At 37.9% G+C, this 24,329-nt stretch carries 19 protein-coding genes and 1 tRNA gene; 11 read left to right on the forward strand and 9 right to left on the reverse strand.

The window, feature by feature from the left end; genetic code table 11:
- Positions 1 to 14: 14 nt before the first annotated feature.
- Positions 15 to 1,016, forward strand: a complete 1,002-nt coding sequence (gene amrS / locus ABDH28_01610; protein MEN2997722.1) for an AmmeMemoRadiSam system radical SAM enzyme — start codon at positions 15 to 17, stop codon at positions 1,014 to 1,016.
- Here the strand turns inward: amrS and ABDH28_01615 are convergent.
- From ABDH28_01615 to ABDH28_01630, 4 genes are all read right to left on the reverse strand, one after another.
- Positions 1,013 to 1,738: a polyphenol oxidase family protein gene (locus ABDH28_01615; GenBank protein MEN2997723.1), complete on the reverse strand. Its 726-nt coding sequence runs from the start codon at positions 1,736 to 1,738 to the stop codon at positions 1,013 to 1,015. The two genes, amrS and ABDH28_01615, sit on opposite strands and share 4 nt — an antisense overlap.
- Before the next feature lies 1 nt (position 1,739).
- On the reverse strand, positions 1,740 to 2,579 hold the full coding sequence (gene rpsB, locus ABDH28_01620; protein ID MEN2997724.1) for a 30S ribosomal protein S2: 840 nt from the start codon (positions 2,577 to 2,579) through the stop codon (positions 1,740 to 1,742).
- Positions 2,580 to 2,954: 375 nt separating this feature from the next.
- Positions 2,955 to 3,515, reverse strand: coding sequence for a class I SAM-dependent methyltransferase (locus ABDH28_01625; GenBank protein ID MEN2997725.1), 561 nt, complete (start codon positions 3,513 to 3,515; stop codon positions 2,955 to 2,957).
- Positions 3,516 to 3,517: 2 nt separating this feature from the next.
- Complete coding sequence (locus ABDH28_01630) at positions 3,518 to 4,021, reverse strand: hypothetical protein (protein ID MEN2997726.1); 504 nt, start codon at positions 4,019 to 4,021, stop codon at positions 3,518 to 3,520.
- A 144-nt stretch (positions 4,022 to 4,165) separates the two neighbouring features.
- Here ABDH28_01630 and ABDH28_01635 point away from each other — a divergent pair, with 144 nt between their 5' ends.
- Both ABDH28_01635 and ABDH28_01640 read left to right on the forward strand, forming a co-directional pair.
- Positions 4,166 to 5,455 (forward strand): homoserine dehydrogenase, encoded by a 1,290-nt coding sequence (locus ABDH28_01635; protein ID MEN2997727.1) that lies wholly within the window; start codon positions 4,166 to 4,168, stop codon positions 5,453 to 5,455.
- A gap of 142 nt (positions 5,456 to 5,597) precedes the next feature.
- Entirely contained in the window at positions 5,598 to 6,062 is a 465-nt protein-coding gene (locus tag ABDH28_01640; protein MEN2997728.1) for a hydrogenase maturation protease, read from the forward strand.
- A 2-nt stretch (positions 6,063 to 6,064) separates the two neighbouring features.
- Here ABDH28_01640 and ABDH28_01645 read toward each other — a convergent pair.
- Positions 6,065 to 6,138, reverse strand: a tRNA-His gene (locus ABDH28_01645).
- A 227-nt stretch (positions 6,139 to 6,365) separates the two neighbouring features.
- Between ABDH28_01645 and ABDH28_01650 the strand changes: the two genes are divergently transcribed.
- The 4 genes from ABDH28_01650 to ABDH28_01665 all read left to right on the forward strand — a co-directional run bounded on the left by ABDH28_01650 (position 6,366) and on the right by ABDH28_01665 (position 13,017).
- Positions 6,366 to 8,246 (forward strand): alpha-amylase family glycosyl hydrolase, encoded by a 1,881-nt coding sequence (locus tag ABDH28_01650; GenBank protein ID MEN2997729.1) that lies wholly within the window; start codon positions 6,366 to 6,368, stop codon positions 8,244 to 8,246.
- Positions 8,247 to 8,421: 175 nt separating this feature from the next.
- Positions 8,422 to 11,253, forward strand: coding sequence for an SEC-C metal-binding domain-containing protein (locus ABDH28_01655; GenBank protein MEN2997730.1), 2,832 nt, complete (start codon positions 8,422 to 8,424; stop codon positions 11,251 to 11,253).
- A gap of 1 nt (position 11,254) precedes the next feature.
- Positions 11,255 to 11,848: a Holliday junction branch migration protein RuvA gene (gene ruvA / locus ABDH28_01660; GenBank protein MEN2997731.1), complete on the forward strand. Its 594-nt coding sequence runs from the start codon at positions 11,255 to 11,257 to the stop codon at positions 11,846 to 11,848.
- 101 nt (positions 11,849 to 11,949) lie between these two features.
- On the forward strand, positions 11,950 to 13,017 hold the full coding sequence (locus tag ABDH28_01665; GenBank protein MEN2997732.1) for a hypothetical protein: 1,068 nt from the start codon (positions 11,950 to 11,952) through the stop codon (positions 13,015 to 13,017).
- Here the strand turns inward: ABDH28_01665 and ABDH28_01670 are convergent, their stop codons facing one another.
- Positions 13,018 to 14,529 carry a HAMP domain-containing sensor histidine kinase gene (locus ABDH28_01670; protein ID MEN2997733.1) on the reverse strand — a complete coding sequence of 504 codons (1,512 nt, stop codon included), beginning with the start codon at positions 14,527 to 14,529 and terminating at the stop codon, positions 13,018 to 13,020.
- Between the two features lie 29 nt (positions 14,530 to 14,558).
- Positions 14,559 to 15,296, reverse strand: coding sequence for a response regulator (locus tag ABDH28_01675; protein ID MEN2997734.1), 738 nt, complete (start codon positions 15,294 to 15,296; stop codon positions 14,559 to 14,561).
- Positions 15,297 to 15,624: 328 nt separating this feature from the next.
- Between ABDH28_01675 and ABDH28_01680 the strand changes: the two genes are divergently transcribed.
- Entirely contained in the window at positions 15,625 to 18,156 is a 2,532-nt protein-coding gene (locus ABDH28_01680) for a glycogen/starch/alpha-glucan phosphorylase (protein ID MEN2997735.1), read from the forward strand.
- 37 nt (positions 18,157 to 18,193) lie between these two features.
- Here the strand turns inward: ABDH28_01680 and ABDH28_01685 are convergent, their stop codons facing one another.
- Entirely contained in the window at positions 18,194 to 18,466 is a 273-nt protein-coding gene (locus tag ABDH28_01685) for an HU family DNA-binding protein (GenBank protein MEN2997736.1), read from the reverse strand.
- A gap of 392 nt (positions 18,467 to 18,858) precedes the next feature.
- Here ABDH28_01685 and mnmE point away from each other — a divergent pair, with 392 nt between their 5' ends.
- The 3 genes from mnmE (at position 18,859) to ABDH28_01700 (ending at position 23,841) form a co-directional block, all read left to right on the forward strand.
- A complete protein-coding gene (mnmE, locus tag ABDH28_01690; GenBank protein ID MEN2997737.1) occupies positions 18,859 to 20,331 on the forward strand; it encodes a tRNA uridine-5-carboxymethylaminomethyl(34) synthesis GTPase MnmE in 1,473 nt (490 codons plus the stop codon).
- Positions 20,332 to 20,500: 169 nt separating this feature from the next.
- Entirely contained in the window at positions 20,501 to 22,906 is a 2,406-nt protein-coding gene (gene gyrA, locus ABDH28_01695; protein ID MEN2997738.1) for a DNA gyrase subunit A, read from the forward strand.
- Positions 22,906 to 23,841 (forward strand): oligopeptide/dipeptide ABC transporter ATP-binding protein, encoded by a 936-nt coding sequence (locus ABDH28_01700; protein MEN2997739.1) that lies wholly within the window; start codon positions 22,906 to 22,908, stop codon positions 23,839 to 23,841. The genes gyrA and ABDH28_01700 overlap by 1 nt, the downstream gene beginning before the upstream one ends.
- Positions 23,842 to 23,843: 2 nt before the next feature.
- Here the strand turns inward: ABDH28_01700 and ABDH28_01705 are convergent, their stop codons facing one another.
- A complete protein-coding gene (locus tag ABDH28_01705) occupies positions 23,844 to 24,305 on the reverse strand; it encodes a thioesterase family protein (GenBank protein MEN2997740.1) in 462 nt (153 codons plus the stop codon).
- Positions 24,306 to 24,329 lie beyond the last annotated feature (24 nt).

Here is a 24,329-nt window from a genome sequence, read left to right on the forward strand (position 1 = left end):
CTGAGGAGAAAGTTGTGGCTAGGTGGTGGGAGAGGGATGGACAGAGGGTAAGATGTAATCTCTGTCCGAGGTCTTGTGAGATAGATGAGGGGAAAACGGGTTTTTGCTGTGTAAGGGAGAATAATGGTGGGGTTTTGTATTCTCTTGGTTATGCAAGACCTGTTGCTGTCAATATTGATCCTGTTGAAAAAAAGCCGTTGTTTCACTTTTTGCCTTCAACTACCGTTCTTTCTTTGGGAACAGTAGGTTGCAATATGGGATGTCTGTTTTGCCAGAATTGGGATATTTCCAAGGCACGGGTAAACCAAGTTCCTGGAATGTATCTACCTCCTGAGAAACTTGTGAAACTTGCAATAGAATATAACTCTCCAAGTATTGCGTTTACGTATAACGAGCCAACAATAATAGGAGAATACGTTATAGATACTGCAAAGATAGCGAAAAAGAATGGGATAAAGATTGTAATGGTCTCAAATGGATATATCTCGGAGAAGGCTTTTTACGAAATCTATGAGTATGTTGATGGTGCAAACATTGACTTGAAGGCTATAACTGAAACTTTTTATCAGAAATACACTCTCTCTCATCTAGAATATGTCAAAGAGACTCTTAAAAGGTTGAGTAAGATGGGAACTGTGTGGTTTGAGATAACAAATCTGATAATACCTACACTGAATGACAGCACAAAAGAAATTGAGGAACTGGTGGACTGGGTTTTGGACAATTTGGGTGATAGTGTGCCTTTGCATTTTACTGCTTTCCACCCGGATTACAAGCTCACGAATTTACCGAAAACTCCAAAGGAAAAGTTAGTGGAAGCAAGAAATATAGCGATAAGCAAGGGAGTTAAGTATGTGTATACTGGTAACATATGGTACGATGAAGGAAGCACTACTTTTTGTCCTAAGTGTAAGGAACCACTTATAGTTAGGTCCTGGCACAATGTGTTGATAAACAAGGTTCGTAATTCTAAGTGTCCAAAGTGTAGTACAAAAGTTGAAGGAATTTGGAACTAAGTAAGATATATGAAAGCTTCTATCCTATCTTCCGTTTTAGTTGAGCGATAAGATGGGAGGAACTCTGAATTGCATTTTGTGCAAAGTGGAGAGTAGTAAATGTTTTCTTCGGATGCTTCCAACTCTAGAAGTTTGGATAGAACGAATTTGGGTATGTCAAAGTACACTTTTCCGCCTCTAATCAAACAGAAGTTTTTGGCCCATTCTAGGAATTCTTCTCCAACTTCGTAACAACAGGAGTGGATGCAGGGTAGTAGAAAGTAAAGAGCTTTTTGAGGTTCAAAGCCATACTTTTTTCTTACAAAATTTATGGTGTTTTCAATAATACCTTCTTTAAGTCCTCTCCATCCTCCATGAATCCCGCCTACGACACCATTTCCAAAGAACATTATTGGGGCACAATCTGCGCTTCTGATACCAACTTTTATTCCTCTGTCCACTGTAACAATAGCATCAGCTTCAATAGTACCAGACAAGCTATATGAGAAATCATAAATCTTCTCTTTGAAAAGGATCTTATTGTTTTCAATGGATACAACCTCGTTGCCGTGAACTTGCTTGAGAGTAAATATCTTATCTATCTCGTTGATCTCGGGAGAGACTACTGAGGACATGGAAAAGTTTAGGATCTGGAATTTGTCTACAAACTCTTGGTTTGGTGAAGCTAGGTTTGGTATTTCAAGGCCGAGCTTGAATTTATCAAATTGGTATAGAAGGAGCATTTCAGGATTCTCTGTCTTCTAAGCTTTCAACCTCTTCTGCTATCTTTTCGGAGACGTAGTAAGATTCTTTTTCTTCAACTTCCTCTTCTTCTTCAACCTCTCTCTTCATAGCAAAGCTTTCACCTTCAAGAATGGCACTTTTGATTACCTCGGTTATGATTTGTATTGATCTAACAGCATCGTCATTTGCTGGTATAGGGTAGTCAACCAACGTTGGGTCTGAGTTGGTATCAACAATAGCTACTATGGGAATTCCAAGCTTTCTGGCCTCATTCACAGCGATCTCTTCTTTGGTAATGTCAACAACATACAGAACATCTGGAAGAGATTTCATATCCCTTATTCCTTCAAGTCTCTCCGACAGTCTCTTTTTTAGTTTCATCAGCTTACTTATTTCACTCTTAGGCAGTTGGTTTATAGAACCATCTACTTCCATCTTTTCAATTCTCATCAAGTTTTGAACTGCTTTTCTAACAGAATGGAAGTTGGTCAGTGTGCCTGGTATCCACTTTTTGTTAACGTAAAATTGTCCGCATGCTACTGCTTCCTGCTTTATTATATCTTGTGCTTGTTTTCTTGTACCTACGAACAGAAACTTAGCTCCTTTCTTTGCCATTTCCTTAACAAAGTTGTAAGCGTCTTTGAGTTTTTCTAGAGTCTTTTGGAGGTTGATAATATGTACATTTCCTTTGGTAGCGAAGATAAATTCTTTCATTTTAGGGTTCCATTTACTCTTCTGGTGCCCGAAATGTGCTCCTGCCTCCAAGAGAACATTTATATTTACTTTTTCTGAGGAGAATGGCTGAATTTCTATTTGACTCTCTTGAGTTATTTCACTCATAGGCTTTCCTCCGGTTGTATTAGCAAAAATTATAAAAAACACCTTGAATTTGCTTCAAATTAGTCTTCAAGTAGGTGATAAATTCCAATTTCCGTTAAGTGATTAGATGAGATTCAACTTTTTGCTTACTTACCCTCTTTGTTTCTAGGTAATCTTCTTCAGTTATGAGACTTCACCTTAACCAAACCTCTTATGTGCTTATCAAGAAGAGTGTTCTCCTTCAGTTCTAGTAGGTGTTGTGAGAAAAATAAAAGAAAAACAGTGCTTAATTGTTAAGTTTTGAAATTCATTGTCAAGTGAGTAGTATTTATGGGCTAAGTGAGATCCTTTTTTGTTAGTTGTGGTTGTGCTATATGAGAAATGAGTTGTGTATCTTTAGAGAATATAGATGAAGATCTTATCATCAATCACATTCAGTAGGCTAAAGCTGGAAAATCTCCATAGGTAGGATACTATTATAGTTCCGTAGGATAGTTCTTTAGCAAATTTTACCTCAAGTTTCCTGTTAGTCTCTTCTGTTAGGAAGCAGAAAACGATTGTAGCATCTTTAATGGGGTAGTTGAAGAAATTTCCCCAGATTACTTTAACTTTGTTTTCTAGTCCCAGTAGTTTTACTCTGATCTTTGTAATAAGGTATCTGATAGGATCTATCTCTATACCAACTGCTTTGCACCCATATTTTTTAGCAGCCTCTATTATAAACCTTCCGTCTCCACAACCAAGATCGTAAACTACATCTTTCTCCTTTGGTTCAAGGTAGTTGAGGGTTTTATGTATCACTTTCATAGGTGTAGGGTCCCAGGCTGCTCCTAACATCCAGGTCCAAAGCAAGGATATAGTGAGGAGTATGAGTATTACGGCAATTGGCCAAAGTCCGTAGAAGAAACTTAAGAGTGCTCCTATTAGAAAAACCATTGTCAAGATTAACCAAACCATACTCAAAATAGAATGTCTCCTACTTTAAGTATGTCTAGAATCTTGTATAAGGTAGTTTCGTTTCCGGCTTCGTCAAGTTCTGTGACCTTTGAAACATAGAAAGAATAACCACCTACGTATTGGTTTTTTTCGTCTATCACGAGTAGATTCACTTTCCAAGCTATAAAGCCATACTTTCTTTTCTCCTCTGGCAAAAACTCTGAGGATTGGTATATTCTTAGGAATTTTATCTGGGCGCTAGATGGAAACTGTTTATTTAGCTCACCGATGTAATACTCGTTTATTTCCATATTTCCAGAGAAGAGATTGACGAATACCTTCCCACCACAGACTTCTCTCAGAGAGTCTCTGTCTCTTAATTGCGCTGATCTGATAAATTTCAAAATCACGTCCTGAAGACTTCTTATCTCAATAAGATGGGAGATATAGGAGACTAGTATAATGCCAAGTATGATAGCCAGTATTAGTATTCCTAGAAGTATTCCAATTTTTCTTGCCTTGATCATTTTGGAACTATATTGTAAATAAACATAGCAATAAGTTTAAAATTACTTCTCTTGGTCGGAAGTTGGATTCTTGCTAGAGGTGTTGTTAACTTGGGAAGGTAGAATTTGTGTAAATATTCTGGGTTTTTATAAAATTTAGTGTCTATGAGGAAAGTAGTTGTTGGTGTAGTAGGATTTGGTACAGTCGGAGGTGGGGTTGTAGATATTCTTCAGAAGAATAGAGAGCTTATCAGGGAGAGAGCAGGGGTTGATGTTGAGCTTAAGTATGTAGCTAGTAAGAACTTTGGAGGTTCTGGGGTAGAGATACTTTACGCGAAAAAGACTTCAGACTACAACGATATAATACAGGATAAAGAAGTTGACATTGTTGTGGAGTTAGTTGGAGGAATTGATGTTCCTTTTGATATCCTTACTAAGGCAATGAAGTCTGGTAAGAGTGTGGTAACTGCTAATAAGGCTTTGTTATCTGAAAAAGGTAACGAGATTTTCTCATTTGCAAAGCAGTATGGTGTTGCAATTGGGTTTGAGGCAAGTGTTGCTGGTGGAATACCGATAATAAGGGTTCTTGCAGATAGTCTTGTGGGAGACAGAATTAGCCAAATACTTGGTATTCTGAATGGAACTACTAATTTCATCTTGACCAAGATGTTTGAGGAGAATATGGATTTTGCATCTGCTCTTAAGAAGGCTCAGGAGCTTGGATTTGCAGAGGCTGATCCAACATTGGACATTGATGGGATTGATACTGCTCACAAGATTTCCATTCTTGCAAGATTGGCTTTTAACGCGTATATAGATTTTAACTCAGTATACGTTGAAGGAATAAGGAATATTTCACTGGATGATGTTAAGTATGCCTACGAGCTTGGATTTGTTGTAAAGCTTTTGGGAATCTCAAGGCTAGACGATGATGGCACGATAGAAGTTAGAGTTCATCCTGCGCTTATAAGTAAAACCAACCAGCTTGCATTTGTTAGAAATGAATACAACGCTGTTCTTGTTGAGAGCAAAAATCTTGGGACATCAATGTACTATGGTAAAGGAGCAGGAAGGTATCCGACAGCGGTGTCAGTGGTTGCTGATATAGTAGAAATAGCCAAAAATATTTCCAATCCTAAACTGGTTGCCAAAATGAGAGATTTTGAAAACAGAGAGATTAAATCAATTGGAGATATATACTCTAGGTATTATCTTAGATTTTCGGTGATTGACAGACCTGGCGTTCTAAGTGCTATCTCAAAGATTCTTGGAGACAATAATATAAGCATTGCTGCAGTTATTCAGAAAGAGGTAAGTCCCCATGAGTTTGTTCCTCTAGTTATGGTTACACACCATGCAAGAGAAAAGGATCTTGTTAAAGCTCTCTCTGAGATAAACAATCTTAAGGTAGTTAAGGGGCAGGGTGTTATGATAAGAATTGTTGATGAGCTTTAGTGCTGGGGTGCTTGGAAATAAAGTAAAACTTGAAATGAAACTTTGGAAAGTTTCTAAAGTTGGAAAACGAACTGTTTTGGAAACATTTCTACTAAGCTTGCCTAAGAAAAGTTTTAGTTACAAGTGAGGATGTGAAGTAAGTATGAAGATAGGAGTAGTTGGTGTTGGTCATGCCCTGGGAGGAGATGACTTTGTTGGTATAAGGGTAGTGGAGGAACTGTCCGAGGAAATTGATGAACCAGAGGTGGAGTTTATTACTACGATGGACCCTTCAAGAATAGTTTACTTACTCGGAGATACCGAGTATATGGTAATTGTTGATGCTGTTTTTGGAGATACTGCTGGAGAGGTGCACTTGATAGATCATGCTGAGTATCCCTTTAATCTTAAGGCAATCTCGTCTCATGGTATTGGGGTTCCACTTGCTATTGAGATGGCCAGAAGTTTGGGAATAGATGTTGAGGCTAAAGTTAGGGTTGTGGGTATCAGTATCACTGAGGTTAGAATGTATGATGATACACTCTCTGAGGAAGTTAAAAAGGCAATACCAGTGGCTAAAAGGATGATTATGGAAATTATAAAGGAGTTCAAAGGGAGTAAGGTCTAGTGGGCGGGCGACGGGACTCGAACCCGCAACCTCTGGAGCCACAGTCCAATGCTCTAACCATTTGAGCTACGCCCGCCACAAGAGCTACAAGATAAGAATATTATGAATGCCTAGATTTCAATAATTCAAGAAAAAATGGTGTCTTCCAATGAGTTCCAATTTCCATTAGGTAAGTAGATAAAATTCAACTTTTTGTTTACTTACACTCTTTGCTTCTAGGCTAAGCATTTTCAGAAAGTGAGTTAGGTCTTTTTGAAACTTTGGATATCTTTTTTTATCATTAAGAGGTGGAGAGGATAAACTATGAAGGCTGTTGCCATAGTTTTAGTTTTTTTGCTTTTGTTTGCCTTTACAGGTTGTGGGCTAAGACCGAAAACTTCTCCTGACGAGTCTGGTATTTCCCAACCACCGCAAGAATTAGGTGCTGTCATCTCCAATGACGGAAATGTCTATTTCTACCTTTTTGCTCCTAAGGCTAGGAGTGTAAGTATAGCAGGAAGCTTCAATGGCTGGAATAAAGACGCCAATCCTATGCAAAAGATTCTAACCACAGAAGGTGCAGTGTGGACAACCTCACTTCCTCTTTCAACGGTGTATGGTAAAGAGTATAAGTATGTAATTGATGGTAACGCTTGGGTTGCGGATCCTTACTCAAAGTATGTCTCAAGCGATGGATACGGAGGTTTCAACACAGTCCTGAGAACCAATTCACAAATATCTTGGGTTCAATTCACTCCACCAAGCCAGTCCGAGCTTATAATCTATGAACTACATGTTGAAAGTTTCACCGCAAACGATCCAACAGTTTCACAAAACAATAGAGGTAAATTTTTAGGAATTCTTGAGAAGACGAACTATCTACTTTCACTTGGGGTAAACGCTATTGAGATAATGCCAATACATGTTCAAGAGTTCTACTCAGGCTATACATGGGGGTATAATCCTGTTTTGTTTATGGCTATACACTCTGACTACGGAACTCCAGATGAATTTAAAACTATGGTTAATGAACTTCACAAAGTTGGCATTGCGGTAATAGTTGATGTTGTTTTCAATCACACTGGAAATCAAAATAACTACCTTTGGACTATAGACAAAACCTACTACTTTGATTTTGATGGGGATGGAGTTATAGAAAATCCGGGTGATGATTCAACTCCTTGGGGAAACAAATTTGCTTTATGGAAGCCGATGGCATTAAAACTTGTGTATGATACTCTAGAGTATTACTTAAAAGAGTTCAATGTTGATGGATTTAGGATTGACGGAACTTACGCAATGGAAGGTGGTAATCCTTACAAAAATGCAAGAACATACTTGATAAATCAGGTAATAAGTCCTCTCAGGCAGAAGTATCCAAACAAGATCTGGATAGCTGAGCAATTACCTAACCATTCTGATTTTAAGGGGACTGGTATAGCGCAGTGGGGACAGGTTTTTCACGACAAGATGAAAGCAATGTTAAGGAGAGGAGACTTTGAAGGGGAAAGGTATGACAATGTTGGAAGGGTTGGAAGAATGATATACTACGACAAGGACGGAGGAACTTTTGCTTCTCCGGTAGAAGTGGTAAATTACTTTGAATCCCATGACGAAAACTCTGTATATACCGAGCTTGTCACTTACAGTGGGCTAAGTGTAACTGACGCAACGAATGCTTCCAAGGCTGGTGCAATAGTGCTTTTTACTTCCATGGGGATTCCAATGCTTATGGCAGGGCAGGAATTCGTAAGACCTAGGATAGGACAGAATACTAGTAAAGCCAATGGTGATATTGATTGGTCCTGGTTGATTTCAAATACGAATATATTCAACTACTACTCAGGACTTATTGAGCTTAGGAAGAATCATCCAGCTTTGAGGATAACAGATCCAGATCCCGCAAGTAAGGGGTGGTTCAAATGGGGTAACGAGTGGAACAGTGCTAACTTCAATTGGTCAGCTAGTAAACACATAGTCTATGCTCTTAACTATAATGGTAACGTTCCTGGAGAGACCAATAGATTCGTAGTAGCTGTAAATTTCAGCACTAACGGTGTCACAATATATCCGTTCTTTGAAACAGGTGAATGGAAAATAGTTGTTGACCCAACGAACAGTAGAGGGACAACCACAACCAATATAACAAGCACAACAACTAGTTGGGAACTGCCACCAGTAAGTGGGTATATATTCATGAAATAGGTTGCTTTCTCTTTCTACGTCTCTTGCAGTCCCTGTCGGGACTGGGTGAATACTTTTCTCTAACATATACTACCTAGAGTCAGAGAAAGTAAGCATATGGAGGGCTAGAATTTTGTCTACTTTCTAACGAAGTTGGGTTTTTGACCTCTTATGGAATTTGATTTTAAATGGGAAGATGGACTATATTTTTATATCTGAGGTTTTTATGGGGCTATTGGAGAAAATCTTTGGTACGAAGCACGAGAGAGATATAAGGAAGATAAGGCCAATTGTTGAGAAAGTTGGAGAGCTTGAGAGGGAGTATGATAAGTTAAGCAATGTTGAGTTGATACAGTTAGCGTCAGCACTGAGGGATAAAGTTAGGAAGCAAGGTGAAGTTAAGGAGGAAGACTTTATAGAGGGTGCTACGCTTGTTAGGGAGGCTGCGAAGAGAACTCTGGGAATGAGGCATTTTGATGTGCAGATAATAGGTGCTACTGTATTGTTTCAAGGCAAGATAGCGGAGATGAAAACAGGGGAGGGTAAAACTTTAGTAGCAACAATACCGCTTTTTGTGGAATCCCTGACTGGTAATAATGTTCAGTTGGTAACGGTTAACGACTATCTTGCCAGAAGAGATGCTGAATGGATGGGGCCAATATACCTTTTTCTAGGTGCAAGTGTGGGGGTGATAAATCCTAACGATAGGAGTTATGTAGTTGAGTGGAACAATCCACAGGAAGCACAATACGCAATTGTAAATGATCTTAGAGTTTGGCCTAGGGGAGACTTTACGGATGATATACTACCAGAGGATAAGCTTAACAGGAAAGTTAGCGAGTATTTTAAGGTAAAGCTTGTTAGCGCTACTAAAAAGTCTGCTTACATTGCGGACATAACTTATGGAACAAACAATGAATTTGGGTTTGACTATCTTAGGGACAACATGGTTTACTCAATTGAGGACAAGGTCCAGAGAGGACATTATTATGCAATAATTGACGAAGTTGACTCTATACTTATAGATGAAGCTAGAACTCCTCTTATAATTTCGGGTCCTTCTATGGAGAATACTGAGATATATGTTCTTGCTGACAATGTAGCTAGGAAACTCAAGCCTGCGCAAGTTGATAGCGAAGGTAAACCTATTCCTAATACTGGTGACTTTGTAATAGACGAAAAAGACAAGAACGCCTACCTCACAGAGGAGGGAATGAGAAAGGTTGAGGAACTTACCGGGACAAAAGATTTGTTTAGTGCTCTCAGTTCTAAAAGTCTTATGCTTATACACTCTATCAATCAGGCGATAAGGGCTCACTATCTCTTCAAAAGGGATGTTGATTACTCCATCGTTGGTGGGGAGGTTGTGATAATAGATGAATTTACGGGCAGGTATATGTTTGGTAGAAGGTGGAGTGACGGATTACACCAAGCTATTGAAGCTAAAGAGAGGGTAGCAATAAAACAGGAGTTCAGAACCCTTGCAACCATAACCTTCCAGAACTATTTTAGGATGTATAAGAAACTTGCCGGTATGACGGGAACTGCAGAGACCGAAGCAGAAGAGTTTTGGAAAATATACCATCTTGACGTTGTTGTAATTCCTACGCATAAGCCTGTGAGAAGAGTTGATGCTGACGATAAGGTATTTGCGACGGAAAAGGAGAAACTAGAGGCAGTTGTGAGAGAGATCAAAGAGCTCCATAAGAAAGGAGTTCCTGTGCTTGTGGGAACAATCTCTGTGGAGAAGTCGGAAATTCTTTCTAAAATGCTGTCTAAAGAAAAGATACCCCACAATGTCCTTAACGCTAAAAACCACGAAAAGGAGGCTAAAATAATTGCTGAAGCTGGAAAGAAGTTCGCAGTAACTGTTGCTACAAACATGGCGGGTAGAGGAGTGGATATAAAACTTGGTGAGGGGGTTAGAGAACTTGGTGGGCTTCACATCATAGGCACGGAAAGACATGAAGCAAGAAGAATTGACAATCAGCTAAGAGGTAGAGCTGGCAGACAGGGAGATCCTGGATTTACAAGGTTTTATATCTCCTTTGAGGACGAATTGCTGAGGTTGTTTGGATCTGATAGACTCAAGAGGTTAGCGAAGATCATGAAGTGGGAATATGGTCAAGAGTTAGAACATAGATTGCTAACTTCGGCTATAGAGAATGCTCAGAAGAGAGTTGAGAGATATAACTTTGAAATAAGAAGATATCTTCTAGAGTATGATAATGTTCTAAATGAACAGAGAAATATAGTTTATTCTCTAAGGGATAAAATTCTGCGTAAAGAGGGAATTGATGAATTAGTGAAGAAGATGATTTCGGATTATTTTTTTGACAAAAGCTCTGAAAAGTCTACATTTACGATAGATGACATATTATCTCTGATTAAGAATACTTTCCTTTTAGATGTGAGTGAAGAGTTTATTAGGGAGCAACTTAAAGCTTCTGCTAACGAAGAGGAGAGAAACGATAAAATTGCGGAACTTGTGTATCAAGGTATAAGGTGGCGAATGGGAAAGGGTGTTTCTGATGAAAGATTCTATGAAGGAATAGGGTTTATTCTTCTCAATATAATTGATATGAAGTGGGTAGACCATCTTTATAAAATTGATGAACTTAGGGAGGGTATAACTCTTAGGTCCTATGGTGAAAGAAATCCTTTGGTTGAGTTTAAGCTGGATGCTTATGAAATATTTCACAATACTATGAAGGAAATAAGAAGTGAGTTTTGTAGGTTAATTTCTAGGCTTAGGATGGCTGAAGAAGTTCAAGTTGCAAAGGTTGTTACTACTCCTTGGGATAAGATGTATCAGAAGCATGACGAACTTGGGCAGTTTGAGGCTAAAAATCCTTTTGCTTTTGTTACCCAGCAGAGGGAAAGCGGAACAATAAGAGCGGTGAAGCGACCTGGTCCCAATGATCCTTGCTGGTGTGGTAGTGGTAAAAAGTACAAAAAGTGTCATATGGACTCGGATAAATACTCTGACATTGAGTCATCGGGAATAACTTATATAAACAGGAAGTAGCATGTTTGAATACTTTGTAGGAAAGGTTACCGAGGTTGAGGAAAATAGGATTGTGGTTGAAGTTAACAACATTGGCTATAGTATTCTGTTGCCTCTGAGGGATGTAAACTTGTTGGAGGTGAATAGAGAGTATAAGATTTATGTTCATAAGCACGTTTACGAAGATGGTGAGGAGTTGTATGGGTTTATTGATAGGGACTCAAAGAAACTTTTTCTAGTTTTGACAGGGGTTAGTAATGTTGGTCCTAGAATAGCTTTGAGAATCTTATCCTACCTTTCTCCTTCAGAAATAGTAAGAGCTGTAACTACGAATAAACCCGAGGTGATATCAGCAATCAAAGGTGTAGGTGATAAGGTTGCCGAGAGGATAGTAGCAGAACTGAAGAATACAATTCATCGGCTTGGAATTAAAGTTGAGGGAGAGGAGTCAAACTTTGATGATCTTGTAAAGGCCTTAAGAAGTTTGGGGTATAACCAGAATGAAATACTTTTTGCAATCAATACTGTAAGGAAACAAAATCCTAATCTTCTTTACCTTGATCTTTCTTCGGCGCTACATCTATGTCTGTCTGCTTTAAAAAGTAGCTCTAAGTAGTTGGTAAAAGGTGTAGGTTTAAAGCTTGAGGAGGTAAAAGTTTCGTTTTGTTGGAAGGTGTAGATTTGAATAAGTACGGGTAAGTAATTAAATTTATATTTATGATAGAAAGTGTAGTTTTTGATAAGATGATGCCGGTTCAGGCGAAGGAAGATAGTAGCTTTATAGTATACACAGTTACAACGCTTTCTAGAAATATTGATGGGTATGATATACCTGTAAGATTGGGGGAGAAACAGAAGAAGGAGATAAATTCAAAGATAATGGAATTTCTGAAAACCCTGCCGGAGTATGATAATCTAGTTGATGCTACATCTATCACTGGTAGGGATAATGAGCTTCTAGGGCTGATAGATAGGGAAATAATAGACTATGATTTAATTAGGTTTCTGAATGTTAAGAACAAAATGTTGAGGTTGTTTTTTGATCAGAAGGTAAATTACGTTATTGCTACTAATGCCTATGATCATTTTTCAGTTAGAAGCACTTTTGTGAGTAACGGTATAGATAGATCTTTTGATATAGTGGAGAGGTTTAGTATACTGTTTGATGAGTATTTTGTGCCTGCTTTTAGCAAGATGTATGGGTATATAACTAGTGATATTTCTACAATAGGTCATGGTGTGAAGGTAAAGTTTCTTATGAATGTTTGGGGACTTAGAAACTCAGGTTCTCTGGAGAGTGTTCTTGAAGTTCTTTCATCAAACGGGGTATTTTACAACCACAATCCTTTGTATGATAGGACGAACTTTATGGAGTTTACGTATGTATTCCAACCAGATGAATCTATGGTTGCCAATAAGGTTATCTTCAAATCTCTGCTTGAGAAGGTTCGGGAGATAGAACTGGATGAGAGAAAAAAGCTTGGAATGAGGTATACTTCAAGAAGTCTATACAGGGAGTATAATGATCTTAAGAATACTATAAAGAGTGCAAACTTTATTCATTACAAGGCGTTTTTGGGGCTTATGTCCAAGTTGAGTATGATCTCGTTGTTTAGTGATAATGATGAGGAAAGCTTTGCATACCTAAGTGAGATGATCAACTTTCTTATACTTCTCCTTAGAGATGCTAGTATAATGTTGTATTCTAATATTCCTCCTACTGAGTCTTTTATTGGTAAGGAAAGGGCAAGTATTCTTAGAAAGTTTTTCAACCTATCAGTGTAGTTAAGTAGGTAGAACTACGTAGAAGATACATCCTTTACCTACACCTTTCGTTTTGGGGATTATTTTAGCATTCAGCATATCAGCAAACTTTTTTGAGAGAGATAGCCCAATACCAGTTCCTGAGAACCTTTTATTCCTCACGTTTTCAAGTTGGGTAAACGGTGTGAAGATTTTTTTTAGATCTGATTCCTTCATACCTATTCCGGTATCTTCAATCTTGAAAATTACATTGTTAGGTTTTGTGTATATAGATACTTTTACCCAGCCTTTTTCGGTAAACTTTACAGCGTTAGATATCAGGTTTACTAGGATGGATTTTATCATCATGTAGTCTGTATTTATAGTCATATCGCCAGTGTTGTTTTCTATGTAAAAGTCTATGTTTTTGTTTTTAGAAAGGACCTTTCCATATCTTTCCAATTCTTCGGAGATCTCCTTAACTTGTATTCTGGTGAAGATAGGTTTCATTGCTCCTGCTTCTATTTTTGATAGATCAAGTATGTTGTTTATCATCCCAAGTAGCGATGTTCCTGCAAACATTATGTAATCAAGGTATTTATCCTGCTCACTTTTTGGAAAGTCTCCCATTTTTAGAAGTTCTACGAAGCCCAATATGGCGTTAAGAGGTGTTCTTAGTTCATGCGAAACGTTTGCAACAAACTCCGATTTCAGTCTTGATAATTCTTCAGCTCTCTTTTTTGCCCTTATGAGGTTTATATTCATCTCGTAGAGTTTTATTCTGTGTGTCATTACAAAGGAGAGAATCTTTAGGATTTCTTTGTCAATCTCGGTTACGCTTTCTTTTGTTTCTTTAAACTCCACGAGTAGTATTCCTTTTGTTTCGTTAAACTCTCTTAGAGGAACTATTCCGACAAGCCTGTGCTTGTTGTTTTGGGAGGTTGCTATATTAAGGAATATCTCTTTTTCGCCTGACAGAATCTTTTTTATGTTTATCAGTATTTCCTTGTTCTTTAGAATTTCTTTTTCTATGCCGATTGCCGATACTACTTCCATTCTTTTGTTAGACAAGATTGCAATTATTGCTTTGTCAATATCGGTGAAAGTTGTTAAGGAGATCAATGAGTGAGATAGGGCATTTTTTATTGAGATCTCATATATCAGTGGCTCTATGGAGAATACTAAAGCTTTGAGATACTTGAATCTTGTGTAAATAGTTTCAAATTTTTCATGGTTTTTGAGAAAATTGTCTATAATGGCGTAGGATAATATTATCTCTTCCTTACTTGTAAAGGAGTTTATGTCAAAGTAGAGGAAATAGTTGTTTAATTTCATTACACATTCTACATCTTTGTAGTTTATTTGTTCTTGGGTTTCTCTGATGAGGTTGAGGATGTGTTTTGTTGATTTGTTGCCGAAACCATATATTATTTCTCTCTGGTTACCAAAGAAGAAGTTTTTGGTTCCAAACTTTATAGAAAAGATGACACTTATCTTTTGGAAGATTTCTGACAATTTTGAGCCAACTGATAGTACTTCTAGAAGCTCATTCATAAAGCTAGTATTCCATGCCATGTTTGTATCTATTCGTCAAAATCTTTAAAAATGTCAACATTAGTTTCTTCTTTTTCTCTTTTGATGTCTATTAGGTCTCTAAATTCCTCAAAGCTTTCCTTGGTGATGTAGACTTCTCTTATTCCGAGGGATTTAAGCTTTTCAGTAATCTTACTATCTATCGTCGTACCTTCCTTGTATATTATTGTCCTATTTTTAACAACAGGTTCTCCCAAGATCATACCTTCTATCAAGTCATCTACTGATATTCTTATTCCTGTTTCTAATTCTCTTTTGTTGACTCTTTCTGGAGACTCATTTCGTAGAAGAGCTACAGTTTCTTCATCTTTTTGGAGGCTGGATTTTTCTTGAAGGTGGTGGTTCTGAGTTGTTCCTCTTATTTCTTCTTGTATTATTACCTTTTTCAGGGTTTCCAGTAGTTTAGTAGGGGAAACCGGTTTGACTAAGTAAGCTTTGATGTTATACGAAGCCATTTCCTTCACATCATACACTGATGAACTAGCACTTACCACTATTATTGGTATTCCCTGATATCTTGGGTCTTTTGATATCTCGCTTGCAAACCTAAATCCACTCATACCTGGCATGTAGAGGTCAAGCAGTATTATGTCTGGAGTAACATTCTTTAGTATTTCTAGAGCTTCCATGCCATTTCTTGCTGTTATTACCTCAAAACCTTTCATGTTAAGGGTGTCTGCAAATAATCTCAAGTTCAAAGGATTGTCTTCAACTATTAACACCTTCATAACACAAGAAAATATTATATATCATTGGAATTTCTTTCAACATTTTTACGAGATTTTCGTCAAAACCTTTTACCCTCTTTTGGTTATATTACTAGGTGTTGTATTTTTGTGTGATTTGAAGATGTAGGTAAGAGTGGAGAGTGTTTACGGAGAATATGTGTAGTGTTGGGGTTTTGTTTGTAGGTATTACATATAGATAGTTTCAGTAGCTAGCTCTGGGCTTATTACTTTGTTTGTCAGTTTAGCTGAGCTTTTATGCAAACTTCGGACTTTGATATTGTTTTGTCTTTTTTATTAAAATTTATAGTAACTTTGGGGGCATAGGCTTATGTCAGGTGGTAGTTTAAGCAGACTAGTTAAGGATCCTGTAACAAGGAAGATACTCAAGGAGTATAAGGAAGGTTGTGATGTAGACTCAATAAAATCTTCTTTTGCAAAGCATTTAAAGTATTCTATGGTTAAAGATGAGTATTCCGCTACGGATTTGGATAAGCTTTTCAGTTTAGCTTTGACTGTAAGGGATAGGCTTGTAGAAAAGTGGATAAAGACACAGCAGAGGTACTATGAGATTCCCGATATTAAGAGAGTATATTATTTTTCACTTGAGTTTCTGATCGGGAGGATGTTGGTAAACAACATGATTAATCTAAGGATAGATGAGGAAGTAAGAAAGGCGATGGAAGATATAGGAATAGACATTGAGAAGTTAGCGGAACTTGAGGAAGATCCTGGTCTCGGTAACGGTGGACTAGGAAGGCTTGCTTCTTGTTTTCTTGATTCACTGGCTACGATGGGTTATCCTGCTTATGGGTATGGTATAAGGTATGAGTTTGGAATATTCAAGCAAGTTTTCCAGAATGGTTATCAAATTGAAAAGCCGGAGGAATGGTTGAAGTTTGGTAATCCTTGGGAAATAGAAAGGCCGGAATATACTGTGCCTGTGAAGTTTTATGGTAGGGTTCATTCATATGTCAAGGGTGGAGAGTTGAAATTTGAATGGGTTGATACCCATGATGTTCTAGCGGTTCCTTATGATACTCCTGTGGTAGGCTATGATACAAATACTGTGAATACATTGAGATTGTGGTCTGCTAGAGCTTCAGAGGAGTTTGATCTACAGATATTCAACCATGGTGATTACATAAAAGCCGTTGAGAATAAAAATTTATCCGAAGTTATTTCTAAGGTTTTGTATCCGAATGATAACATATATGAAGGTAAAGAGTTAAGGTTGAAACAGGAGTATTTTTTTGTTTCTGCTTCACTTCAGGATATAATAAGAAGGTTTAAGAAACAATTTGGAAACAATTTTGAAATCTTTCCGGACAGAGTTGCTATACAGCTTAATGACACTCATCCAGCGCTTGCTATACCAGAGCTTATGAGAATATTGGTTGACATTGAGGAAGTGCCGTGGAACAAAGCTTGGGATATAACAGTAAGAACTTTTGGCTACACAAACCACACTGTAATGCCAGAAGCCTTAGAGAAGTGGGAGGTTACCTTGATTGAGAGACTTTTCCCACGGCATCTGCAGATTATAACCGAAATAAACAGAAGGTTTCTAAACGAAGTTTCAGTAAGATTCAATGATATGAACAAGATAAGAAATGTTTCCATATTTGAGGAAGGCCCTTCAAAGATGGTGAGGATGGCAAATCTATGTGTTGTGGGTTCACATTCTGTAAACGGTGTTTCGGAACTGCATACTAGAATTCTGAAGAATAGTGTGATGAAGGACTTCTATGAGATATTTCCAGAGAGGTTTAACAACAAAACAAATGGCGTGACTCAGAGAAGATGGTTACTGGTTGCTAACCCAGCTTTGAGTAAATTGATAACTGATGCGATCGGCGATGGTTGGATCAAGGACCTAAGTGAGCTTAGAAAGCTTGAAAAATATTCTGATGATAAGAGCTTTCTTGAAATGTTCTACAAGGTAAAACAGCACAATAAGGAGAGGTTAGCAAAATATGTTAAGGAGGTATGTGATATTAAGATTGACCCTCTCAGTATCTTTGATGTCCAAGTCAAGAGATTACACGAGTATAAGAGACAGTTGCTCAATGCTATGCACATAATATACCTGTATAACCAGCTGAAGGATAATCCAAATTTAGATATGTATCCTAGGACATTTATATTTGGTGCAAAATCGGCTCCAGGGTACTACATGGCAAAACTTATCATAAAGCTTATAAATAGCATAGCGGAGACTATCAATAGAGATAAAAGTGTAAATGAGAAGATAAGAGTTGTATTTGTGCCCAATTATAATGTTTCTCTAGCAGAGAAAATAATACCATCTGCAAACATTAGTGAACAGATATCTACTGCTGGTAAGGAAGCATCCGGAACAGGAAATATGAAATTTGCCCTTAATGGAGCTTTAACAATAGGAACTCTTGATGGAGCAAATATTGAGATTATGGAAGAGGTAGGAGAGGAGAATATATTCATCTTTGGTCTTAGGGCAGAAGAAGTTGCCGAACTGAGAATGACAGGGAAATACAACCCTTATGAGATATACAACTCTGACGCAAATATCAAGAGAATACTTGATATGATAAACAATAGTTACTTTGCTCCCAAGGAGCAAGGAATATTTGAGCCTATCTATAATTCATTACTCTTTGGAAGAGGAGGGTCTGCTCCTGATGAGTATTTCCTACTTGCTGACTTTAATAGCTATAAAGATACTCACCAGAAAATTTCTGCTCTTTACGAGAATAAGTATGAGTGGAACAAGAAAGCACTACTTAATGTTGCAAGAATTGGCAAATTCTCCAGTGATAGGACGATAAGGGAATATGCTGAAGAGATATGGAAAGTCAAACCCGTGAAGGTTGAGATAGATTAGGATGAGGGGAGCTTATGCTCCCCTAGATAAAGGGGTTTTACTTGACAATTTTCTTTAACTTGCTTCCAACCTTGAACACTGGATAGTTTCTGGCGGGAATTGTAATCTTCTGCTTGGTCTTTGGGTTGATAGCGGTTCTTTGGGCTCTTTGCTTTACGGAGAGAGTGAAATACCCTACCAGTGAAAGCGTCCCCTTGTTCTTAACCACTTTCTCAAGTTCCTTCAGTAAGGCGTCAATAACTTGAGAAACAGCCTTTTGGCTGAGCTTGGTGGAACCTGAAATGTTCCTAATAAGCTCCTTTTTGTTCATAGGCAAACCTCCTTTACATTCTTTATTTTATTTATCAGGCTTAACGTTGTCAAGAAAATTTTCTCTAGAATACTATATTTTGGGTGTTTGATCTCTTCTCTTTTGTTGATAAGTTCAAGTTTGGAAATTTTTTTGCTTTTCTGTTAATGCAGAGAGTGAGACTGTAGCAATAGGTTCTAGAGTTTAATGATTGGGTATAGTTTTTCTTTCACTTTTCTTGCATTTTCTCTCAGGATTGGGTAAAATAGTTTTCTTAGTGAAGTCCGGAGGCTGTGTAGAGTGAGATATAAAATTAGACTTTGCTGGTAAGAGGATTTCATTTTTAATATTATGGAGGGTTTGTATTAGAATTTCGTTATCGTAGAGCGAAGAAGTAAGGAGAGTATAAGACTATGCGAGAGGTTTTTTCTGACGAAGATACGATCTTTGCTCCTGTAACGCCAAATGTTCATTCTGCTGTTAGTGTATTAAGAGTCTCGGGTGAGAGAGCAATAGAGTCAGTTGATAAGTTATTCAGAGGTAAGAGGAGTCTCAAGGATGCTAGGACTCATACCTTGAGCTACGGGTATATAGTAGATGAGAGTGGTGAAAAACTAGATGATGTGCTTGTTGCGGTTATGAGAAAGCCAAATTCTTACACAGGTGAGGATGTGGTTGAGATAAGTTGTCATGGAAATCCGTTGATAGTTGGTAAGGTTATGGAACTACTTAAGAAACAAGGGTTACGGATGGCACTCCCCGGAGAGTTTACTAAGAGAGCAGTTCTAAATGGTAAGATGGATCTACTTCAAGCTGAAGCAGTCAATTCTCTCGTTATGAGTAGAAATACCTCAAATCTGAGGATTTCGAGGCATATCCTTGACGGAAAACTTTCGGAAAGGATAAAGGAGGTTAAAAATAATTTGCTCAATCTTCTTGCTTATCTGGAAGTTTTGGTTGATCATCCTGAAGAGGAATTAGCTGAAAGAAACTGGAATTACATTGAGAAAACGATTCTGGAGTCCAAAGAGGTACTAGAAGATCTGATTGAGAAGTCAAAAAATAGTAGATTCTTTAGCGAGGGACTTAAGATTTGCATAGTTGGAAGGACAAATGCTGGTAAGTCAAGTCTTATGAACGCACTGATAGGAGAGGATAGATCTATAGTATCTAGTATTCCAGGAACGACGAGAGATGTAATAAAGGAGATAATTTCAATAGAAGGTGTTCCCGTGAGTATTTTTGATACTGCAGGTATAAGAAAATCCGAAGACCCTATAGAACAAGAAGGTGTGAGGAGAACTATTAGGAGTATAGAAACTTCAGATGTTGTACTCTTGGTCCTTGATATTTCTTTAAAACCATCAGATGAGGACTTGGTAGCTCTGGAGACTGTTAAAATGTATGCAGGAGGCAAAAATGTATTTTTGGTGCTAAACAAAATAGATCTCATCTCTTCAGGTTTTGGTTTAGCGGATGTTGGAGAAAGCTTTTCTTCTAAAGACTCAAAGCTCCAAGGAGTGGTTGATGAAATTTTGGAGTTTGTGAAAAGCAACAACGTTGAAATAGCAGAATATTTCTTAGTCTCAGCTAAGGATGGAATAGGTATTAAGAAACTCTCAAAGAGGATTGTGGAAAGTGTAATCGGGGATATTGAGAGCGAAGTTAATAACATTCTAGTGAATAACGAGAGACATAGGCAATTTATCCTAGATGTCATTTCTTCGCTTGAAGAGGCTTACGAGTCCGCTAGGGACAGAATGTCTGAAGAGTTTATAGCGATAGGGATAAGGGATGCTTTGTCTTATATTGGTGAGATGGTAGGAGAGGTAACTACAGAAGATTTGATGGATGCTATTTTTAGGAATTTTTGCGTGGGGAAATAGGGATTTTTGAGTATTTCGGCAATCTGTTTAATTCTCGTCAAGGTGTGATTTTATAGAGTAGAATGAGTTTTCTTAGGTGTTTTGTAAGTTTTGAATTGGAACTTTTGAAGGTTTTTAGAACTCTGGTTTTAAAATCATTCAAAATAGGATCAAAGCTTGAGGGGAATATATGGATAGGGTAATAGAGACTGTACTGGAGGAAGAGGTAAAAAAATCCTATCTGACCTATGCAATGAGTGTTATTGTAAGCAGAGCGTTGCCAGATGTAAGGGATGGCTTAAAGCCTGTCCAGAGGAGAATACTCTACACAATGTATGAACTAGGATTACGGCACAATACTTCGTATAAGAAGTGTGCAAGAATTGTAGGAGATACTTTAGGTAAATATCACCCTCACGGTGATGTTTCGGTATACGAAGCTTTGGTGAGAATGGCACAGGATTTTAATATGAGATACACTCTTATTGATGGTCAGGGGAATTTTGGCTCAATTGATGGTGATCCTCCGGCAGCGATGAGATACTCAGAGGCGAGGCTTGAAGCTATTGCGGAAGAAATGCTAAAGGACATTGATAAAGACACTGTTGACTTTAGACCTAACTTTGATAACTCTTTAGAGGAACCTTCGGTATTGCCAGGAGTATTACCCAATCTGCTTGTGAATGGTGCTAGTGGAATAGCGGTAGGTATGGCTACCAATATACCTACTCATAACTTGAGAGAAGTTGTAGATGCAGTGATTTACTATATAGACCATAGGAACTGTTCTGTAGCAGACTTGATGAAGTTTATAAAGGGGCCTGACTTCCCAACTGGAGGAGTAGTAATAGGTGATGAAGAGATGAAGAAAGCATATGAAACGGGGGAAGGTAGAGTAACGGTAAGGGCAAAGATGGAATTGGAGAAACTTAAAAGTGGCAAAGATTTGGTCGTTATAACCGAGATTCCATATCAAGTTAGGAAGTCAGCAATTGTTGAGAGAATATCTGAGTTAGTTAAAGATGAAGAGCTTGATGAAGTGTCCGATGTTAGGGATGAGTCGGATAGAGATGGGATAAGGATAGTTCTAGAGCTCAAAAGAGGAGTCAATCCTATGATAGTGATGAATAAGTTATATAAACATACTCAGCTACAACAGACATTTAGCATTAGTATGGTTGCCTTAGTAGGTAACGAACCTAAGGTCCTGTCCATTAAGGATATCATTTATCATTATGTAGAGCACAGGAAGGAGGTGATAACGAGAAAGGCAAAGTTTGAGCTTAAGAAAGCTCAGGAAAGGCTACACATAGTTGAGGGGCTATTAGTGGCTTTGGGAAACATTGATGAAGTAGTAGAAATGATAAAGTCGTCTGATTCTCCATCAGTGGCAAAAGTAAAGTTGTCACAGAGATTTAAGCTTACTGAAGCTCAGGTAGATGCAATACTAGACATGAAACTTCAAAAACTTACATCTATTGAAGTCAAGGATCTAAAGGAAGAACATAGGAATTTGGTGGAAGTGATAAAAGATCTGAAGGATATTCTGTCAAGTGAGAAAAGAGTGTTTGAAATAATGAAAGAAGAGCTTAGATATCTATCTGAGAAATATGGTGATGAGAGGAGAACTGAGATAGAGTATGGTGAGGTTGAGGAAGTTGACGAAAAGGACTTGGTGCAAAAGGAGGATGTAGCAATAATATTGACGAAGATAGGTATGATAAAGAGAATACCTCTTTCTGTATATAGGTCCCAAAGAGTGGGAGGTAGAGGTGTTGTTGCAACTTCTACTATGGAGGAAGATTCAATAGAGCATCTGATAATAGCTAATACACTTGAGAAATTGTTAATATTCACTGACAAGGGTAAGGCATATTCTCTAGATGTGTATAAAATACCGGAGTCTTCTAAAACTGCAAGAGGTGCGAACATAAGAATGTTTCTTAACATTGGGAGTGATGAGAATATAAGAGCAATGGTTGTTTTTGATGAAAATAAGAAGGGGTATATAACCATGGTATCCAGAAGAGGGATGATAAAGAAGGTAAGTGTAGAAGAGTTTAGAAGCATAAGGTCAAGTGGTATAATTGCGTTATCTACGGAGGAAGGGGATGTTCTGCAAGATGCAGTGTTTACCAGTGGGAGTGACGATGTGATAATATCAACTGCTTACGGTTATGCTTTAAGGTTTTCTGAGAAAAAGATAAGACCTATGGGTAGGATAGCTAGGGGTATGACGGGAATAAAACTTAGAAGTAATGATTATGTGATTGGGCTGACTAGGTATACCGATAGTAAGGAGATTCTAGCAGTTACGGAAAGAGGGTATGCAAAGCGAGTAAAGATGGTGGAGTTCTTGCAAAAGGGTAGAGGCGGAATGGGGGTAGTATACTTTGGTGTGAACGAAAAGACGGGAAAGGTTGTAAGGACTCTTCCTGTGTCTCAAGAGAACGAAGTTGTGATAATAACATCAAAGGGAATGATAATAAGAATTCCGGGAGATGAGATACCTATTATGGGAAGGCCAGCCAGAGGTATAAAAGCTGTAAATCTTAAGGACAATGATACTGTAGTTGATGTTGAGATATTTGAATGATGGATAAGTTTTTAGAAATTATTGAAGTATCTCATACATTTTATATCAAAAACCCTAACACGTTCTTCTCGTATATTCCTGTGAAAGCTCTTGAGAGGATAAATTTACATATTCCTAAAAGTACAACCTTCTCAATAGTTGGTGAGAGCGGGTCTGGTAAAACAACTCTGGGCAATATAATCCTGGGAGCTTTAAGGCCGACTAAGGGTGATGTTAGGTGGAACGGAAACTCAATATTTTCAGCAGAAGTGAGGAAAGAATATCTAAAACAGATTCATACGGTTTCTCAGAATCCTTTAAGTTCTTTGAACCCGCGTATGAATGTGAAAACAATAATAGCTGAGCCATTGATCTTTAGGAAGAGATTTTCAAGGAGCGAGATTGAGAAGAGAATAATGGAGGTTATAGAGGAAGTGAAGTTGAGTAGGGATATTCTTTACAAATATCCTCATGAACTGAGTGGGGGTGAGAAGCAGAGAGTTAGCATAGCGAGGAGTATAGTATCTCACCCTAGTATTCTAGTTCTTGATGAGCCTGTGTCATCGCTGGATGTATCAGTCAGAGCACAAGTTCTAAATTTGCTTATGGAAATTAAGAAAAACCACAATCTGACTTATGTTTATATTTCCCATGATATGTCAACAACTAGATTCATTTCTGACTACTTGCTTGTTTTGTATAAGGGTAGGGTTATGGAGTTTGGTGAGTCAGAGAAGGTGTTTTCTTATCCAACAAATCCATACACTAGGTTTTTGCTTTTTTCGGTTCCTGGTCAGACCCTTGTGCCAGAGTTTCAGGTAGTTCAGAGGGATGAGAAGGGTCAAGGTTGTCCATTTTACGATAGGTGTCCACTAGCCTCTGGAATATGTATGAAAAGCTTTCCTGATCCCAGAGAAGTTTCTAAGGGGCACATATCCTACTGCCACAATGCATAAGCTTATTTCTGGGCTAAAGAAGTCCTTACAAACTCAACAAATTCCCTATATTCCTCTGTGTCTTCTACTTTCATTAGTTCAACGAAAAACGATGGAGCCTTGACAACTTTTCTGCTACTCTTGTCCAGAAATACAAGATCTGATATTCCTACGCATATAAGTTTCACTTCCTTGTCTGCTCTGAAGATCTTATACCCGATGCTTACTCTGGTTTTAGTAAGTTCCACTAATGCACTTTGAATGATAATCTCGTCATCGTAGTAAGCAGAGCCTAAAAACTTAGCTGAGGCATAAATAACTGGTAGAAGGAATCCCCTTTCTTCAATTTCTTTGTAGGTTATTCCCCACTTCCTTATAAGATCGGTTCTACCAATCTCCATCCAGATAAAGTAGTTTGCATAGTATACTACCCCCATCTGATCTGTTTCTGAATATCTAACTCTTATCCTGGTTTCACTGATCATATTTTTTAGGTTATCCAAATTGTG

Source organism: Brevinematia bacterium (assembly GCA_039630355.1).
Lineage (GTDB): Bacteria > Spirochaetota > Brevinematia > DTOW01 > DTOW01 > SKYB106.

Bases quoted from the DNA above. Each gene is read 5' to 3' on its own strand.
- ABDH28_01615 (MEN2997723.1), bottom strand. From the start codon at position 1,738: ATGCTCCTTCTATACCAATTTGATAAATTCAAGCTCGGCCTTGAAATA.
- rpsB (MEN2997724.1), bottom strand. From the start codon at position 2,579: ATGAGTGAAATAACTCAAGAGAGTCAAATAGAAATTCAGCCATTCTCC.
- ABDH28_01625 (MEN2997725.1), bottom strand. From the start codon at position 3,515: ATGGTTTGGTTAATCTTGACAATGGTTTTTCTAATAGGAGCACTCTTA.
- ABDH28_01630 (MEN2997726.1), bottom strand. From the start codon at position 4,021: ATGATCAAGGCAAGAAAAATTGGAATACTTCTAGGAATACTAATACTG.
- ABDH28_01635 (MEN2997727.1), top strand. From the start codon at position 4,166: ATGAGGAAAGTAGTTGTTGGTGTAGTAGGATTTGGTACAGTCGGAGGT.
- ABDH28_01640 (MEN2997728.1), top strand. From the start codon at position 5,598: ATGAAGATAGGAGTAGTTGGTGTTGGTCATGCCCTGGGAGGAGATGAC.
- ABDH28_01650 (MEN2997729.1), top strand. From the start codon at position 6,366: ATGAAGGCTGTTGCCATAGTTTTAGTTTTTTTGCTTTTGTTTGCCTTT.
- ABDH28_01655 (MEN2997730.1), top strand. From the start codon at position 8,422: ATGGACTATATTTTTATATCTGAGGTTTTTATGGGGCTATTGGAGAAA.
- ruvA (MEN2997731.1), top strand. From the start codon at position 11,255: ATGTTTGAATACTTTGTAGGAAAGGTTACCGAGGTTGAGGAAAATAGG.
- ABDH28_01665 (MEN2997732.1), top strand. From the start codon at position 11,950: ATGATAGAAAGTGTAGTTTTTGATAAGATGATGCCGGTTCAGGCGAAG.
- ABDH28_01670 (MEN2997733.1), bottom strand. From the start codon at position 14,529: ATGAATGAGCTTCTAGAAGTACTATCAGTTGGCTCAAAATTGTCAGAA.
- ABDH28_01675 (MEN2997734.1), bottom strand. From the start codon at position 15,296: ATGAAGGTGTTAATAGTTGAAGACAATCCTTTGAACTTGAGATTATTT.
- ABDH28_01680 (MEN2997735.1), top strand. From the start codon at position 15,625: ATGTCAGGTGGTAGTTTAAGCAGACTAGTTAAGGATCCTGTAACAAGG.
- ABDH28_01685 (MEN2997736.1), bottom strand. From the start codon at position 18,466: ATGAACAAAAAGGAGCTTATTAGGAACATTTCAGGTTCCACCAAGCTC.
- mnmE (MEN2997737.1), top strand. From the start codon at position 18,859: ATGCGAGAGGTTTTTTCTGACGAAGATACGATCTTTGCTCCTGTAACG.
- gyrA (MEN2997738.1), top strand. From the start codon at position 20,501: ATGGATAGGGTAATAGAGACTGTACTGGAGGAAGAGGTAAAAAAATCC.
- ABDH28_01700 (MEN2997739.1), top strand. From the start codon at position 22,906: ATGGATAAGTTTTTAGAAATTATTGAAGTATCTCATACATTTTATATC.
- ABDH28_01705 (MEN2997740.1), bottom strand. From the start codon at position 24,305: ATGATCAGTGAAACCAGGATAAGAGTTAGATATTCAGAAACAGATCAG.